We start from the raw sequence: 16,473 nt of genomic DNA, 5'->3' as shown, positions 1-16,473 counted from the left end.
CGCCGTGGCTTATTTGATGTTGTCGATGCCGCGCTCTATGCGGGCTATGGTGGCGTCGGGGCCGAGCAGCTCGGTGATGTCGAACATGTGCGGGCCTTTGCACTCGCCGACCACTGTCAGGCGGAAGGCGTTCATGACGTTGCCGAGATGGTAGCCTTTGGAGGCGATCCATTCAAGCACAACCGGTTCGGCGTCGGCGCTGCGCCATGAGGAGAGTCCGCGGAGCACGCCTGTGAGCTCGCGCATGATGTCGGGCATCTGTTCGCTCCAGCGCTTCCTGACAGCTTTTTCGTCGTAGCTTTCGGGAGCCTTGAAGAAAAATCCGGCGTGATCCCACAGTTCGCTGACGAAGTTGACGCGGCTCTTCACCATCCCTACGGCGCGGGCTATATACTCGTCGGTGAAGTCGGCGGGGTTGACGCCGTGAGCCTCCATCACCGGCTTGAACATCTCTGCGAGACGCTCGTCGGGGATCATCTGCAGATATTTGTGGTTAAACCATTTTCCTTTCTCGAAGTCGAAGCGTGCGCCGGAGCGTGAGCAGTGGTCGAATGCAAACGATTCGATCAGCTCCTCCATGGTCATTATCTCGCGGTCGTCGCCGGGATTCCATCCGAGCAGCGCCAGGAAGTTGACCACGGCCTCGGGCAGATATCCGCTCTCGCGGTAGCCGGTGGAGATGGCGCCGGTCGAGGGGTCGGTCCACTGGAGAGGGAACACCGGGAAGCCGAGGCGGTCGCCATCGCGTTTGCTGAGCTTGCCTTTGCCGTCGGGTTTGAGGAGCAGGGGCAGGTGGACAAACTGCGGGGCGGTGTCCTGCCAGCCGAAAGCTTCGTAGAGCAGCACGTGGAGCGGAGCCGAGGGGAGCCACTCTTCGCCGCGTATCACGTGGGTCACCTCCATGAGGTGGTCGTCGACGATGTTGGCAAGATGATAGGTGGGGAGATCATCGGCGCTTTTGTATAGCACTTTGTCGTCGAGCACCGACGAGTTGATGGTCACTTTGCCGCGAAGCAGGTCGTCGACGGTGACGTCGCGTCCCGGTTCGATCTTGAAACGCACCACGTAGGGTGTGCCGTCGGCTATCATGCGCTCCACCTCGTCGGCCGGGATGGTCAGGGAGTTGCGCATTCTCATGCGGGTCGATGCGTCGTACTGGAAGTTGGGGGTGGCCTGTCGGGCCGCCTCAAGCTCGGCGGGTGTGTCGAAAGCTATGTAGGCCTTGCCGGCGTCGAGCAGACGGCGTGTGTGCTCGCGGTAGATGTCGCGGCGCTCGCTCTGTTTGTAGGGGCCGAACGATCCGCCTTCCCTTACGCCTTCGTCGATCTTGATGCCGAGCCATGCGAGGGCTTCGTTGATGTAGTCTTCGGCTCCGGGGACAAACCGCTGGGAGTCGGTGTCTTCGATACGGAGTATCATGTCTCCGCCGGTCTGGCGGGCGAAGAGATAGTTGTAGAGAGCCGTGCGCACGCCTCCGATGTGGAGGGGGCCGGTGGGCGACGGGGCGAAACGCACCCTTACTTTACGCTGCTGTGTCATCTCGATCAGTTAATCTATCGGTGTTCTGTAGTATTGCGCTGCAAATTTACGATAAAAAAGCGACATTACCGTAATATCGCTTTTTATAATGGGATTGTGATGTCTTGCCGGGGAGCTTGCCGGCGGCTGTCAGAGCAGGAGTGCGGCTCCGGCTGTCCACGATTTGAAGCGCGGCGACGATCCCTGGAGAACGTCGCAGGGCGAGTATCTGAAAAATACGCCCAGTCCGGAGCTGACGCGCATCATGGCCATGAAGTCGACCGAAAATTTGCGCATACCCACTCCCCGGTGGAAATCCTTGCCGCGGTGGCCGTCGGCATCGGTCCATGTGGTCTTGATGCTGCCGTAGGCGTTGTAGGCGGGGATTATTCCGGCTCCGATCATAAAGCGGGTGTTGTAGACGTGGCAGGGAAACGTGTGCTCATAGATCATCGGAAGCTGCAGCGAGAAAGTGTGCAGGCGGCTCATACGCGGCCTGACGCTTTCGGGAAATCGATCTATGCCTATGGAGTTTTCGCCTGTCTTGACGAAGCGGTGGCCGGTGGTGGAGCGGTAGTTGCGCCATGTGTAGCCGAGGCCGATGCTGAAGGCTCCGTAGCCGTCGTAGTATCTGATGCCGGGAAATGAGAGCATCGATATTTCAAAAGATTTGGCCGGCTCGATGTCGATCTGTGCGCCGGGAGCGCCTGTGATGCCCAGTGATACGGAGCCGAATATCCATTCGGAGCCTTTGCCGGAGTGTCGGCTTTGCCGGTTGATGAGGTTGCTGAATAGTCCGGAGCCGGAGCGCACACTGTGGCTCCGGGCAGCTGCATGAGTGAATGTCAGGGTGGTGTCGGGGCATTCGACGCTTATGGCCACGGTGCCGTCGATGTCGGTGACGGTCACCCGGCGGGCGTTGTCGATCTGTATGATGGAGTCGGGCGCTATGGTCGAGGCCGACATTCCGGCTATGGCTGTGATGGCTGCTGCCAGTGATATGATCAGTCGTTTCATTGTCGTGTGGTGTTGTGGTTTGCTGCGAGTTGCTTATGTGAGATAGTGGCATGGCTGTCGCCGGGGGTCAGAAGCCGATGTTGACTCCGGTCGACCACAGCGAGTATTCAGGGCCGGTGGAGCGGTGGAATAGATGCATTGGAGAGTAGCGGGCATACCATCCGATCTCGCTGCCGAAGTTGAATATGAGCAGGGCGTCGACGGTGAATGCTCTCTGGTGAAGCCCTTTCATCTTGCGCTTGCATGTGGTGCCGTCGGCGTCGGTCCACTTGGTGGAGGCTGTGGTGTAGGTGTTCCATAAGCCCACTACTCCGACCGCCATGCCTGTTGGGCCGATAAGCTGCTGCTTGAGCATTACCGGCAGTTGCAGGCCGAAGCTGCTTATGGATGAGCTGTGGGAGTGAGTGCCTTCGGGGGCGGGCGTTATGGCGATCCGTCCATGTCCGTTGTCGGAGAGGTGACTGCCGTTGCCGACTTTCTGGCGTCGGTAAAAGTATCCCACTCCGGCTGTGAGCGATGTGCGGCGCGAGGGGCTGAGGAGCTCCACTCCGCTCAGCTGGCTGATGCCGAGCTCCCATCCGGTGCGCAGTCCGGGGACGGCGTCGGAGGGCATTGATGCGCCTGCGTATATCCCGCGCATGGCAAACGAGCGCCATTTTGTCCGCCGTCCTTTAGTGTGCTGTTTCCTGACGTTGTCGATGAACGGAAAGCTGATGTCGATCGTCGGTTCGCTCTTTTCGGGAGTATTTTCGGCGAGGAAGTCGTATCGCGAGCTGTCGCTCTTCACCGTCAGCGACAGTGACCGGCTGCCGCCGGTGACGATTGTCACTTCGGTCGGATTCTCTACCGTTTTCAGAGTGTCGGGGGCAGTGGAGGCTGTGGCTGTGACGGACGCGGCCGCGAGGGTCAGGATTGTTATGGTGAAGCGTATCATTTTGATGTGATTTTGATCAGGTTCTGTAACTGTCGGGCGGTGGCCTTGCCCTTTATGTCGATCAGCACCACCCTGCGCCGGCCACTCTTCGCGGGGTTGCATACATAGATTACATAGCGGTTGAGTCCGTCGTCGGCCGTCGGCATGGTCAGGAAGGCGTATTTAATGCGTCCGTTATGGTAGCTGACCTCGCGGTCGGTGGCCGAAGCAATGTCGGCGCTGACGGCGGCGGCGATTTCGTCGGCTGTGGCGGCTGTGGCCGAGGGGAGTGTCAGCGAGTGGTATTCGCTGAGTCCGTAGCGGCTCAGGTCGCCACCTTTGATGACGGTCACTTCGGCTCCCGGTGCCGACGAATGGCGTTCGATCATCGCGGCCGACTTCGTTCGGTCGGCTCCCAAAGCCATGAAGGCTATGGCCATGAATACGGCCAGCAATATCAGTCTTGGTTTCATAGCTGCAGGTTTATTTCGTTCAACTGGCTGGCCACGGAGGCCTGCATGTCGTCGCGTGCGGCCGCCACCTCTCCGAGTGTGGCCTCCACCATGGCTGTCACGGCGGCCCGGTCGTCGATCATGCGGTTGTCGATCATGGCGTAGCACTCGCTGTCGGCCGCGCCGAATGTCAGTGCTGCGTATGTCAGTCCGACGGCTGTGGCTGTTGCGGCGGCTATGCTCATGGCCCGGCGCAGAGCGGTGTGCGGTCGGCTGCTCTGGCGCCGCATCATGGCGGTGTAGGCCATGGTGGCGCGTTGGGGGCTGTGCTCGATGCTTCCGTCTCGGGCGAGCAGGCATCGCAGTGTCCGCTCCTCTTCGAGTGAGGTGAGCCCGGCGAAATATCGTTCGGTCAGCCGGTCGATGGTGGTGTGCGTGTCTTGATCCGTCATAGCGTTTGCGGGTTGTGTTTGTGGTTGTCGGTGTGGATCCGTTGAAGCTCGAGGTAGCGGTCTCTGATGGTGCGTCGGGCGCGGCTGACGATGGTGCGCACGTGTGCCTCGGTGAGGCCGAACCGCGCGGCTATCTCCTCCATCGGCCACTCGCCGGCGTCGCGCAGACGCAGTATCTCTCTGTCGCGCTCGCTCAGGTGGGCATCCATCAGCCGGCTGACTTCGCCAAACAATCGTTCGGCATGGCTTTCGCCGTAGCAATCCGCTGTGTCATCGGCCGGTTCGGGGATGACGCCGGTTTCATCTCCGCGTCTGACGACCCGGCGCCGCAGCAGGTCGATGCTTGCATTGCGCACTGATATTACCGTCGCTCCGCGTGCGTGGCGTTCATCGCTGAGGCTGTCGGCGCGTGTCCACAGGCCTACGAAGGCATCCTGCAGGGCGTCGACGGCGTCATCGTCGTTGCCGAGCAGCTGTCGGGCGATGGCGAGCAGCCGCTGCCGCATGGCCATAAATGTGGATGTGAGCTGTCGTGAATCCATATTCCGATAGAGATACGCACCGGGGTGGCGGTTTGCAACAAAGATAGGTGAAAAAAATTAAATGACCGGATAGAGTCAGAATTATCGGATAGGATCAGAATTATCAAAAGGGCTGGTGTATGCTCCTGTTTTTCATGATTATAGTGGCTATTATGGTTGTTACAGATCTCTCCTCCTCTCACTCTGCGCCTTCGGTCAAGCGCTTCAGGTAGGGAGTGGGGTGGAGGTCGTAGGCGCGGTGCATGATTGTGGCCGCGCTGTCGGTGAGTCCGATGGCGCGGAGTGTCAGCGCGGCCTCCACCATGGCTTGCCATTGTGGTGAAGTGCGTCCGGGGGGTGTCGGCGCGGCTGTGGTGTCGGCGGCTATCTCCATCCAGGTGTGTGCGGCTCCGCGCAGATCGCCTTCGCCAAGTTGGCCGTCGGCCAGTGCCGAGAGCCACATGCTGTTGTCGGGTTGTCCGGTGAGCATAGCGCGTGCGTATTTTTCTGTAGCCACGGGATTGCGGCGCAATATATAGTAACGGAGCAGCGCGGCGTCGACGATACGCGACATCCATGGCTCGCAGGCTGCCGCGGCGGTGAGAAACCGTTCGTAGATCTGCGCGTGTCCGAGAGTGATGCTTTCGCGTCCCACCGCAGCTATGAGTGAGTCGACGGATACCCGCGCGGCGAGGGCACGGCGGAGCAGCATCATCTGTTCGGCCTCGATCCTCGGCTGGATGCTGTCGCGCATAGCCGCGGAGGTTATGGCCCGGGCATAGAATCCGGTGTTCTGCGGGCGGGCGTCAATCAGCAGGCCGTACATCGCCGCCGCGTTGACCCATTCGCCGGCGCTGTAGTGTCGCTCGGCTCTCTGTCTTATGGCGTTGTCGTCGGCGTTTGACGGAAGCGCGGCAGCGGCGCATATTGCCAGTATGGCGGCAAACAGTGGTTTATGCCATGGGTTGTGAGGTGTCATTGCTTTGTGAATTCGATTGTTGTTTGTTAACAAAAAAGCATTATATTTGTGAGGCGTGAATCCGTCATGTTTTTGTTAAAATTGCAGTTGTTAACATTATTTATAGATTTTATGGGGGGGGGTAGATTCTTTTATCTTAAATTTGCACAAGTTTGTGTATGGATGTATGAGGTATTTAACCAAACCGACGACAGCCTTGCCATGAATTCAACATATAATTCTCAAAATATTACCTTAATTTCCTATTAACTAACCAATCAGTTTATGAACAAGCTTAGAAAAGCAATGATGGTGCTGGGAGTAATTCTGGCGACATCGTTCTCGTTTGTCAGCTGCAGTGATGACGGACCTGTCCAGATGGGTCAGGTGCCTGTCAACTCTTGTCGTGTGACATCGAATTCAGTTTCGATCTATTGGTCGACTGTGCCCAACGAAAATTGTGCGGGCTATCAGGTGGTGCTTTATCAGGGTTCGCGTGAGAATCTTGGTCAGGAAGTGACTTCCAATGATTATGACAACCGCACATACAAGGCTACTTATGGTGGTCTGCAGCCTGCTACTGTATATACGGTGGCTGTGCGTAGCCTCGCTGGCGAAAAAAGTGGTCTGACTGATGGCGATTTCTATTATCGTCAGTTTGCCACTGCTCCTCTGATTTCTGTTACGGCATCTAACGCCACTTTCTATAAAACCGAAGGTGTGACCTCGGATGGATCGTGGGGCAAGGTGATCCGTGCCAAGGTGACTCTCACATGGCCTGAACAGGCTGTGACCAGCGCTGGCGGATACGAGCTGGTGGTGAAGCTTGTCACTGTTAAAGATGGCAAAGAAACCACATCCAATGTCGGCTCATTCTCGACCGACAAGCTCAATGTGACATCGACTGTGGCCGACGGCCTGATCCCCGGACGCAAGTATATCTTCTCCTTCCGTACTCGCGGCAACGGCAATTGCGACTACAGCTACAGCGACTATGCTGACGTCACTTACACAGTACCGGCTGCTCCGGCTGCATAAACAATAATCAAAAACACAGTGCAAAATGAATAATACCAGCTTAAAAAATTGGTGTGTGGCTTTTGCTATGGCGGTATGCGCTCCCATGGCTGCAGTAGCCTCACCCAGCGAAAGCGCGCTGCCTCAGGCTCAGCAGGCCAACGGTAAATGCACCGGTACGATTGTCGACGAAACCGGCGAACCTCTGGTTGGTGCAACAGTCCGCGTTGAAGGAACCACTATAGCAGCTTCCGCCAACATCGACGGCGAATTTACACTTTCAGGCGTTAAGCCCGGCCAGAAGATTGTGGCCAACTATATAGGTTATAATCCTGTTACCATAGTGTGGGACGGTGCTCCTCTGAATATCGTCATGAAGGAGGATTCCAATGTCCTTGATGAGGTGGTCGTAATGGGTTATGGCGTATCGCAGAAGCGCGCCAAAGTGACCAACTCTATCGCCAAGGTGAGCGAAAAGACTCTTACAGTCGGCACCAACGCCAACCCGGCTCAGGCTCTTGTGGGAGCTATTTCGGGTGTGAAGGTGGCTGTGACCAGCGGTGATCCCGCGGCTACTCCCTCGATCACAGTGCGTGGCGGTACGAACTACGACGGTGGTTCTAACGCTCCTCTCGTGATAGTCGACGGCAATATCCGCGACAGCATGAGCGATATCAATCCCAATGATATCGAGTCAATGGAAATTCTTAAGGATGCCGGCGCTACGGCTCTCTACGGTGCACGTGCAGGCAACGGTGTTATCCTTATCACTACCAAGGCCGGCAAGAGCGGCACAGGTCGTGTGACATTGAGCGCCAAGGTGGGTCTCGGTTACTACAACAACGGCTATGAGGCTTGTACAGATGAGGATTACCTCTACTACTACCGCACAGCATGTACCAACACCGAGTGGATGCTCCCCGGAGGCAACTATGCCGGTTCGTGGAATTCCATGCTGTTCAGCAACAACCAGCCCGGCGGTATCGGTCGTCAGGAATGGTCAAACAACATGAACTACAATATCCTTCAGAAGAACGAGCAGACCGAATATCTGCTCGGCCTCGGCGGATGGAAGGAGATGCTTGACCCAGTCAGCGACAACACCATCCTTTACTGGAACCAGGATATACTTGACATCAACCTGCGCAAACCGACTGTTACCCAGGATTACAATGTAAGCTTCTCTGGCGGTAACGATAAGGGTAGCTATTATGCTTCTCTCGGATATTACGACGCGCAGGGTGTTGTAAAGACGACCTACTACAAGCGCTATAACTTCGCGTTTACCGGAAGCTACAAGCTCAACGATTGGCTGACCGCAAATTCGGTGTTCAACTACACCCGCGCCAACTGGCTCAATGACAATCCGCAGCTCAGCACAGTATACTTCATGAACCGTGGCTTCGGCTACAAGTTCGTTCGCTACCGCGACGAGGAGGGTAATGAACTGTTCGGTACCGGCAACCCGACTATGAACGTCAATGTCAACAAGGGCAAATTTGACCGCGACTACCAGAGCGACAAGTTCTCTATGACCCAGAGCCTCACTGCCAAGATCATCGACGGCCTGACACTTAAGGGCACCATGGCATGGTACTACAACGAACAGTATACACAGGCTCTGAACCATGCCTATGTGACAAATAACACTGGTGCAGACAATCCTGAGGGTTCTGTCGGCGTATCAAGCAACTACAGCACCAGTGCTTCCTTCCTTCGCTACTTCGACCAGACCTACAATCTCGTTGCCAACTTCAACCGCACCTTTGCTGAAAAGCATAATGTAGAGGCGATGGCCGGTATGGAGTTCTACAAGCGCAAATATCTTGATTTCAGCGCCAGCGGTTATGACGGCCCGGCTCCCTTCCCTGTGCTTGGCAATACGACTCAGGAGAGTCGCGACATGTCGTCAAATCACGCTGAAGAGGCTCTGATGTCGTACTTCGGACGTGTGGGCTATGACTATATGGGCAAATATCTGCTTGCTTTCACATTCCGTGAGGACGGATACTCTCGTCTGCTCAACAAGCGTTGGGGCTTCTTCCCCGGTGTGAGCGCCGGCTGGGTTGTTTCGTCGGAGGACTTCTGGAAAAACACTCCCGGACTGGGTTTTGTCAATTATGCCAAATTGCGCGGATCGTATGGCAGCAACGCTATCATCAACCGTGATCGCCTCGGCTATTACACTCTCCGTGGTTCATATGGCGCCTACCAGTATGATGGTGAAAAAGGTTACCGCATCTCTGCACTTCCCAATCCCAACCTGAGCTGGGAAACTGCGACAACAGGTGAGGTGGGTCTTGACTTAGGTTTCCTCCAGAACCGCTTCAACCTCTCGCTTGTGTACTACAACCGCACGACCTCTGACAAGTATGCTCCTTTGTCGCTTCCTCCGACAACCGGCTTCTCTTCCGTTACATACAACAACGGTAAGTATCGCAATCAGGGTCTTGAGATCGACGTTAACGCCACTCTTCTCCGCCTGAAGGACTTCCAGTGGACTCTCGGTGCCAACCTCACTCTCAATGACAACAAAATCGTGAAACTTCCCGAGAACGGCCTGGCCAACAACCGTCAGGGTGGCGTGGAAGTGTGGACCGGCAACGGTGAGGAAACCACATGGATCGGCGGCTATCAGGAGGGTCAGAATCCCTACAAGCAGGTGGGCTACGGTGTAGTGAAGATGGCTCGCACTCAGGCCGACATCGACGCCCTCGGCGACTATATCGACATAGCTCCCTCTAACGGTGCTGTGGTTTACGCCAACGAATCGGGCCGTCAGCGTCTGGTAGCTCTTGGTTACTTGGCTTCCAATATGGTTCGTCTGATGCCCGGCGACCTTATCTATGAGGACCGCAACGGCGACAACAAGATCGAGTCAAAGGACCGTAAGGTCATCGGTCACCGCGACGCTCGCTGGAGCGGTGGTTTCAACACCACACTGTCGTGGAAGGGTCTGAGCCTCTACGCCCGTTTCGATATGGGCTGGGGATTCCAGGTATATGACTCGAATATGGCATTCTGGCTCGGTGAAGGACAGGGAGCAATGGCGTTCCCCAAGGAGATCCGCGATACATGGACTGTCGACAACCCCAACGCCAAGTATCCCCGTGTGGCATGGGCTGCGCAGTATGGTACCGACAACTATATCCGTCCCAACGAGATGATGTGTCAGAACGGCGCTTATCTCGCTTGCCGCGAGCTCTCGCTCAGTTACCAGCTTCCCGCAAGCATCTGCAAGAAGTTCGCCAGCCAGGGCCTGACTCTGAGCGTTACCGGACAGAACCTCGGTTATCTCAAGAGCTGCACAATACCTCTGCCTGACAACACCACTTACTGGGACGGTAATACTGCAGGTAACGGCGGTACGTACAACCTTCCCCGCACCGTTGTGTTCGGCGTGAACGTATCTTTCTAAACCATCAACAGAATCAAAACAATGAAAAATATAATCAGCAAAATACTTCTCGGATCCATCGTTGCCGGCACGGGTATGGTGTACATGTCGTGCGCTAACGAGTTGGATATGAAGCCCCAGGACTGGTATGTGCCTGAGACTTTCTGGAAAACGAAGACAGAGTTCGAAGGCAACCAGATAGCGCTTGCCAATCAGTTCCGTGGTTTTACCTATCAGGTAATGTTCTCTGCCGGTGAACTTCGCTCGGGTATCTTCACGCTGTCGACTATCGACGGTTCGGGTACAGCCGATGCCGACGTTATCCAGCAGGTGGTCGATGTGTCGCATCCCCAGTTCTCCAATTTCGGCGGATGGCACGGTATGATCGCCAACTACAACGAAGTGCTCTATCGCTGTGAGAACGAGGGCGTGGAGATTCTTGATGAAGATACCCGCAAGGGACTCATGGCTATGGCTTATGGTCAGCGTGCCTACTGCTACTTCCAGATGTACAAGATGTATGGCGGTGTGCCTCTGCGCACTGTGCCCGACGTGCTTCTGGGCGAATATGATCCCGAGAAGCTTTACATGGCGCGTGCTACAGCCGAGGAAACTCTCAACTTCATCAAGGATGACGTGAAGAAGTCGATTGAGCTCTTCAATGAGTCAAACTATGTGTTCAAATCCAATAAAAAGGACTATTACTGGAGCAAAGCTGCATCTGAAATGCTTGCAGGCGAGGTTTATCTCTGGAGCGCCAAGGTGGCTACAGGCGACCATGCCGCCGGTGGAACATCCGACATTCAGACCGCCAAGGGATACTTCGAAAATGTAATCGGTAATTATGGATTCGCTCTTCAGTCGGATTTCTACAGCATCTGGACTTCGTCGCACAATAAGGAGGCGATCTTCTCTGTCTGCTACTCGTCGGAAGAGGACGGCGTTTACTATACTTCGCCTGAAACCAACTTCCTGTGGGCACGTACTACCGGTGCGGCCGGTAACAACTACTGGTCGACCATGGACGACGACGGCTGGGGCAAGATCAGCGGTAAGGCCTACCGTTTCGGTCGCTGGTGCGAGGAGAAGGATGGCAAGCTGACGCAGCGTACAAGCAAGGTGTGGGACAAGGCCAACTTCGGCGTAATGCGTTATCTGTATAAGAATGCGTTTTACTATCACTTCGATGAAGCCGACAGCCGTGGTGATGCTTTCTATCCCCAGTACCATCTTACAGATGCTGATCGTGGAACCAAAACCTTGATGCTGAATAACTTTAATCCGCACGACTATAAACTCGCAGGATGCTTCGTCATCAAGTTCCGCCCGTCGATCATCGCCGGTTCCAACTACTACCGGTTTAAGGTGGATGTGCCTATCTACCGTCTGGCCGACGCTCACCTGAAACTTGCAGAGTGCTGCAACTATCTTGACGACAAAAACGGTCTGAAGACCAATATCGACATCGTTCGCAAGCGCGCTTACGGTGCGAAATACGATGCTGCCGTTCATGGCTTCATCCCCTCTACGTTTGCTGATAATGAAGTCGCTCTACTTAAGGAGTATGACAAGGAGTTCTACATGGAAGGTCACCGCTGGTGGGATCTTCGCCGTCTGACTCTGGTCAAGGACGGTGCACAGACCGATCACCTCGTGTTCCAGCCGCAGGGCTGCATAGGTTATGGCCTGAATCCGGTGGACAACGCATGGATGGTGGAAAACGATGGCTCGGCTGTAGTGACCTCGGTGCCTGTTCTTACAACCCAGGAAGCTCACAAGCTCCTCTGGCCGATTGACAACAACACTCTCGGTGCTGACCCGCTGCTCGAGCAGAACCCCGGCTATTGATTATCAATAACCCTGCAATATGCGACAGGCTCCGCCACTGCGGCGGAGCCTGTCTGTTTTATCACACGTCCGTTTTCGGCGCACTATAAGTATGCCAGGTATGCGACGGGGATTGACGCCGGGGGCGCGTAAGCGGCAAGCGGTAGCGAAAGCAAATTTGCCAGAAATGGAAAAAATGTTTAATTTCGCAACATATTGTACAATAATGCAGCCGGCAGGGCATGAGTGCGCTTCGAGGCGCCGGGTCTGAGCCAGTGCGTTGCCGTCTGCCGATATAAACCAACCAATATGGCCACCACTCTTAACACTACAGATTTCCACTTTCCCGGACAGACGGGAGTGTACCACGGAAAAGTACGCGACGTGTATTCGCTTTCCGACGACCTTCTGGTCATGATAGCCACCGACCGCATCTCGGCATTCGATGTGATACTGCCCAAGGGTATTCCCTACAAGGGACAGGTACTCAATCAGATCGCAGCCTACTTTCTTGAGGCTACGTCGGATATATGTCCCAACTGGCTGCTGGCCGTGCCTGATCCGATGGTGGCCGTGGGCAAGCGCTGCGAGGGCTTCCGCGTGGAGATGATCATACGCGGCTATCTGACGGGCAGCGCATGGCGCGAATATGCGGCCGGATGCCGCGAGCTGTGCGGCGTGAAGCTTCCCGACGGCATGAAGGAGAACGAGCGTTTCCCCGAGCCTATAATCACCCCCACCACCAAGGCCGACGCCGGACACGACGAGAATATCTCGCGCGAAGAGATCATAGCGCAGGGGCTCGTGAGCGAGAAGGACTACGAGGTGATGGAGCGCTATACGCGCCGTCTGTTCGAGCGCGGCACCCAGATGGCCGCCGAGAAGGGGCTGATACTCGTCGACACGAAATATGAGTTCGGCAAGCTCGGCGACGAGGTGATACTCATCGACGAGATCCATACTCCCGACTCTTCGCGCTATTTCTATGCCGAGGGCTACGAGGAGCGTCTGGCCAAGGGTGAGCCCCAGCGTCAGCTCTCTAAGGAGTTTGTGCGCCAGTGGCTGATCGACCGCGGCTTCATGGGCAAGGAGGGCCAGCAGGTGCCCGATATGACCGATGAGTTCTGCGAGAGCGTCAGCGCCCGCTATATAGAGCTATACGAGCATGTGACCGGACGCCCGTTCGTCAAGGCCGGAGAGGCCGATCTGGAGCGCCGCATAGAGGTGAACGTGCTCGACTGTATGAACAATCTCGACCGCTGAGGCTCCGGTGTCTGACGACAGGATGGGAGCCGAATGTGAGAATGTGAAGCCCGACGCGTCGTCGCCCGACGACAAGGCTTCGCAGGTGAGGCGCATGTTTGACCGCATCGCGCCCTCCTACGATTTTATGAACCGTGCCATGACGCTCGGCATCGACCGGCTGTGGCGTCGCAAGGCCGTCGGTCTGGTGGCGCGCCACGGCGGCACGAGGATACTCGATGTGGCCACCGGCACGGGTGATCTGGCTCTGCAGATGGCCCGGAGGATCGACGGCGCGGAGATAACCGGAGTCGACCTCTCGGAGGGAATGATCGGCATAGGCCGCGAGAAGGTGGCGCGTGCCGGCATGTCGGACAGGATAAGCCTTATGGCGGCCGACTGTCTGGCGCTGCCGTTTGCCGACGCCACGTTCGACGCTGTGACAGCCGCCTTCGGAGTGCGCAATTTCGCCGATCTTTCGGCGGGAATGCGCGAGATGGCGCGGGTGACGCGTCCGGGGGGCATGCTTTGCGTGATCGAGCTGTCGACTCCCCGCGGACCGGTCACCGGTCCGCTCTACCGCCTTTACACCCGCGGCATAGTGCCCGCTCTGGGGCGTCTTGTCAGCCGCGATTCCAACGCCTACAGCTATCTGCCGCAGAGCATCGCGGCTGTGCCGCAGGGACGCGAAATGTGCGCGCTGCTTGAGGCGAGCGGGTGGAAGTCGGCGAGCCATCTGCCGCTGACCTTCGGTTCCTGCACCATTTATTTAGCCTATAATTAACCATTTGATATGCTTAAACCAAAAACCGTTATCGCTTTGACTGCTGTCACTGCGCTCGCTCTCGGAGGCTGCTCCAAAAGCGAGCATCTGAAAAGCCTCGACGCGAATCTGATCAATGACTCGATTCCGGCGGGCACCGACTTCTACGAACATGTCACCCAGCGCTGGCAGGAGGCTCATCCGCTTACCGCCGAATATTCACGCTACGGCCAGTTCAATGTGCTCAACGACTCTTCGGAGGCGCGTGTGAAGGATATCATCACCGGCCTGGCCGCCACCAATCCCGAGCCGGGCACCGTTGCCTTCAAGGTGTCGACCATCTACAACCAGGCCATGGACTCCGCCCGCCGCAATGCCGAGGGCGCCGCTCCGATACGCGCCGGTCTCGACAAGATCGAGAACACTCCCCACGAGGGTATGGCCGACCTGTTCCTCTGGTTCCAGAAGGAGTACGGATCGCCCTTCATGGGCGCCGGCCCGATGGAGAACATGGTCAACTCCGACGAATACGCCATGTATCTCTCCGGCGGCTCGATGGGTCTGAACGACCGCGACTACTATCTTGAGAATGATCCCCGCAACACCGAGGTGCGCGAGGCCTACAGGAAGCTTATCAGCAGCCAGCTGACCAATGCCGGCTTCAGCGCCGACACCGCCGCCCGGATCATGAACACCGTCATGGAGATCGAAACGGCCATGGCCCGCGACGCCAAGACCCGCGAGGAGAGCCGCGACATCCAGGCGATGTACAATCCCCGCTCCTTCGAGTCGCTCAAGAAGGACTATCCCGCAGTGCCCTGGGACCGCTTCTTTGTCGAGACCATGGACATAGCCACGCCGATCGACACCATTATCGTGACCGACCCCAAGAGCATGGCGCGCGCCAACGCTCTGATGTCGACGCTCACCGACCGTCAGATCAAGGACTATTATCTGTGGAAATATGTTTCGGGTGCGTCGGGCTATCTCTCCGACGCGTTTGCCGACGCTTCGTTTGAGTTCTACAAGGTGCTCAGCGGAGCGCAGGAGCAGCGTCCGCGCTGGAAACGCGCCTTGAGCGCCACCGAGGGCGCCATGGGCGAGGCCGTAGGTCAGCTCTATGTAGAGAAGTATTTTCCCGAGTCGTCGAAGCAGTATATGCTCGGCCTTGTGGAGAACCTGCGCACGGCCCTTGGCCAGCACATCGACTCGCTGACATGGATGAGCGATGCCACCAAGGCCCGCGCCCGCGAGAAGCTCGCCGCTTTCACCGTCAAGATCGGTTATCCCGACAAGTGGAAAGACTACAGCTCCATGGAGATCGATCCGGAGAAGAGCTATTATGACAACATGCACGAGGTAAGCATGTGGCACACCCGCGACATGCTCTCGAAGTGGGGCAAGCCGGTTGACCGCACCGAGTGGGGCATGACTCCGCAGACGGTCAACGCCTACTACAATCCGCTGGCCAACGAGATTGTGTTCCCGGCAGCCATACTGCAGGCACCGTTCTTCGACCCGGCTTCGTCCGATGCCGAGAACTATGGCGGCATCGGCGTGGTGATCGGCCACGAGATGACCCACGGCTTCGACGACCAGGGCCGTCACTTCGACGCTAAAGGCAATATGACCGACTGGTGGGAGCCTCAGGATGCCGAGGCATTTAAGGCGCTCACCGACAAGCTCGTCAAGCAGTTCGACGCCGTGGAGGTGCTCCCCGGCCTTAACGCCAACGGTGCCTATACGCTCGGTGAGAACATCGCCGACCAGGGCGGTCTGCGCGTGGCCATGACAGCCTTCCTCAACTCGCAGAAGCAGAAGGGAGTGGATGTGGCTACCGCCAGGATCGACGGCTTTACGCCCGCCCAGGTGTTCTATCTCAACTATGCCAACCTCTGGGCACAGAACATCCGCGAGGCCGAGATGCGTTCGCTCACGCAGGGCGACGTGCATTCGCTCGGCAAGAACCGCGTGAATGTCACCCTCCGCAATATCGGGCCGTTCTTCGAGGCGTTCTCTATCACTGAGGGTCAGCCGATGTATCGTCCCGCAGAGGAGCGAGTGACCATCTGGTAAATCCATAGGGGAGTGTCGCGGCGGCATCGGTTGTCCGGGCCGCTCTGACAGTTGCCCATGTCGTAAATTAAATGGCGCCGTGCCGGATAGATTTCCGGTGCGGCGTCTTGTTTTCAGTCACTGCAACGGATCGATGTGACAAGGTTGTGCGGCATGTGATATTCCGACGATGAGGTCGGCAAAATAGTTAAAAACGTGAAATAAAGTTAAACGGGGGGGGTAAGTTAATTAAGATTAAATAATACTATATATCTTTGCGAGGATTTTGATAGAAGGCTCCGATGTGAAGTCGGCGCGATCCTGAAGTCATTACACATAAA

Annotated in this window: 13 protein-coding genes; 6 read left to right on the top strand and 7 right to left on the bottom strand. The window is 56.6% G+C overall.

From position 1 onward, the window contains the following. Positions 1–9: 9 nt before the first annotated feature. The 7 genes from gltX to NF347_RS11080 all read right to left on the bottom strand — a co-directional run bounded on the left by gltX (position 10) and on the right by NF347_RS11080 (position 5,852). Positions 10–1,539: a glutamate--tRNA ligase gene (gltX, locus tag NF347_RS11110; protein WP_107681519.1), complete on the bottom strand. Its 1,530-nt coding sequence runs from the start codon at positions 1,537–1,539 to the stop codon at positions 10–12. A gap of 129 nt (positions 1,540–1,668) precedes the next feature. Next, a complete protein-coding gene (locus NF347_RS11105) occupies positions 1,669–2,535 on the bottom strand; it encodes a hypothetical protein (protein ID WP_107034989.1) in 867 nt (288 codons plus the stop codon). A 67-nt stretch (positions 2,536–2,602) separates the two neighbouring features. Continuing rightward, positions 2,603–3,469 carry a hypothetical protein gene (locus NF347_RS11100; RefSeq protein WP_107034990.1) on the bottom strand — a complete coding sequence of 289 codons (867 nt, stop codon included), beginning with the start codon at positions 3,467–3,469 and terminating at the stop codon, positions 2,603–2,605. Beyond that, entirely contained in the window at positions 3,466–3,921 is a 456-nt protein-coding gene (locus NF347_RS11095) for a DUF6108 family protein (RefSeq protein WP_107034991.1), read from the bottom strand. The genes NF347_RS11100 and NF347_RS11095 overlap by 4 nt, the downstream gene beginning before the upstream one ends. Continuing rightward, positions 3,918–4,352, bottom strand: a complete 435-nt coding sequence (locus NF347_RS11090; RefSeq protein WP_107034992.1) for a hypothetical protein — start codon at positions 4,350–4,352, stop codon at positions 3,918–3,920. Before NF347_RS11090 ends, NF347_RS11095 begins: the two co-directional genes overlap by 4 nt. Beyond that, positions 4,349–4,894, bottom strand: a complete 546-nt coding sequence (locus NF347_RS11085) for an RNA polymerase sigma factor (protein WP_107034993.1) — start codon at positions 4,892–4,894, stop codon at positions 4,349–4,351. Before NF347_RS11085 ends, NF347_RS11090 begins: the two co-directional genes overlap by 4 nt. Positions 4,895–5,072: 178 nt before the next feature. Then, on the bottom strand, positions 5,073–5,852 hold the full coding sequence (locus NF347_RS11080) for a hypothetical protein (protein WP_107034994.1): 780 nt from the start codon (positions 5,850–5,852) through the stop codon (positions 5,073–5,075). A gap of 264 nt (positions 5,853–6,116) precedes the next feature. Between NF347_RS11080 and NF347_RS11075 the strand changes: the two genes are divergently transcribed. The 6 genes from NF347_RS11075 (at position 6,117) to NF347_RS11050 (ending at position 16,153) form a co-directional block, all read left to right on the top strand. Beyond that, positions 6,117–6,869 (top strand): fibronectin type III domain-containing protein, encoded by a 753-nt coding sequence (locus NF347_RS11075; RefSeq protein WP_107034995.1) that lies wholly within the window; start codon positions 6,117–6,119, stop codon positions 6,867–6,869. Between the two features lie 25 nt (positions 6,870–6,894). Beyond that, positions 6,895–10,266, top strand: coding sequence for a SusC/RagA family TonB-linked outer membrane protein (locus tag NF347_RS11070; RefSeq protein WP_107681521.1), 3,372 nt, complete (start codon positions 6,895–6,897; stop codon positions 10,264–10,266). Positions 10,267–10,287: 21 nt separating this feature from the next. Continuing rightward, the gene (locus NF347_RS11065) at positions 10,288–12,093 is read left to right on the top strand and encodes a RagB/SusD family nutrient uptake outer membrane protein (RefSeq protein ID WP_107681522.1); all 1,806 of its coding nucleotides are present in this window, start codon (positions 10,288–10,290) and stop codon (positions 12,091–12,093) included. Between the two features lie 288 nt (positions 12,094–12,381). Further along, positions 12,382–13,335, top strand: a complete 954-nt coding sequence (locus NF347_RS11060; RefSeq protein ID WP_107034998.1) for a phosphoribosylaminoimidazolesuccinocarboxamide synthase — start codon at positions 12,382–12,384, stop codon at positions 13,333–13,335. Positions 13,336–13,342: 7 nt separating this feature from the next. Beyond that, complete coding sequence (gene ubiE / locus NF347_RS11055) at positions 13,343–14,098, top strand: bifunctional demethylmenaquinone methyltransferase/2-methoxy-6-polyprenyl-1,4-benzoquinol methylase UbiE (protein ID WP_290089866.1); 756 nt, start codon at positions 13,343–13,345, stop codon at positions 14,096–14,098. Positions 14,099–14,107: 9 nt separating this feature from the next. Then, positions 14,108–16,153: a M13 family metallopeptidase gene (locus NF347_RS11050; protein WP_107035000.1), complete on the top strand. Its 2,046-nt coding sequence runs from the start codon at positions 14,108–14,110 to the stop codon at positions 16,151–16,153. Positions 16,154–16,473: the final 320 nt, after the last annotated feature.

Origin of the sequence: Paramuribaculum intestinale, assembly GCF_030759015.1 — a bacterium.
GTDB lineage: Bacteria > Bacteroidota > Bacteroidia > Bacteroidales > Muribaculaceae > Paramuribaculum > Paramuribaculum intestinale.
Note: the sequence above shows the minus strand (reverse complement) of the source record. Positions and strands in the feature narration are given on the sequence as shown.

Coding starts and splice junctions, on each gene's coding strand:
- gltX (WP_107681519.1), bottom strand. CDS start 1,539: ATGACACAGCAGCGTAAAGTAAGGGTGCGTTTCGCCCCGTCGCCCACC.
- NF347_RS11105 (WP_107034989.1), bottom strand. CDS start 2,535: ATGAAACGACTGATCATATCACTGGCAGCAGCCATCACAGCCATAGCC.
- NF347_RS11100 (WP_107034990.1), bottom strand. CDS start 3,469: ATGATACGCTTCACCATAACAATCCTGACCCTCGCGGCCGCGTCCGTC.
- NF347_RS11095 (WP_107034991.1), bottom strand. CDS start 3,921: ATGAAACCAAGACTGATATTGCTGGCCGTATTCATGGCCATAGCCTTC.
- NF347_RS11090 (WP_107034992.1), bottom strand. CDS start 4,352: ATGACGGATCAAGACACGCACACCACCATCGACCGGCTGACCGAACGA.
- NF347_RS11085 (WP_107034993.1), bottom strand. CDS start 4,894: ATGGATTCACGACAGCTCACATCCACATTTATGGCCATGCGGCAGCGG.
- NF347_RS11080 (WP_107034994.1), bottom strand. CDS start 5,852: ATGACACCTCACAACCCATGGCATAAACCACTGTTTGCCGCCATACTG.
- NF347_RS11075 (WP_107034995.1), top strand. CDS start 6,117: ATGAACAAGCTTAGAAAAGCAATGATGGTGCTGGGAGTAATTCTGGCG.
- NF347_RS11070 (WP_107681521.1), top strand. CDS start 6,895: ATGAATAATACCAGCTTAAAAAATTGGTGTGTGGCTTTTGCTATGGCG.
- NF347_RS11065 (WP_107681522.1), top strand. CDS start 10,288: ATGAAAAATATAATCAGCAAAATACTTCTCGGATCCATCGTTGCCGGC.
- NF347_RS11060 (WP_107034998.1), top strand. CDS start 12,382: ATGGCCACCACTCTTAACACTACAGATTTCCACTTTCCCGGACAGACG.
- NF347_RS11050 (WP_107035000.1), top strand. CDS start 14,108: ATGCTTAAACCAAAAACCGTTATCGCTTTGACTGCTGTCACTGCGCTC.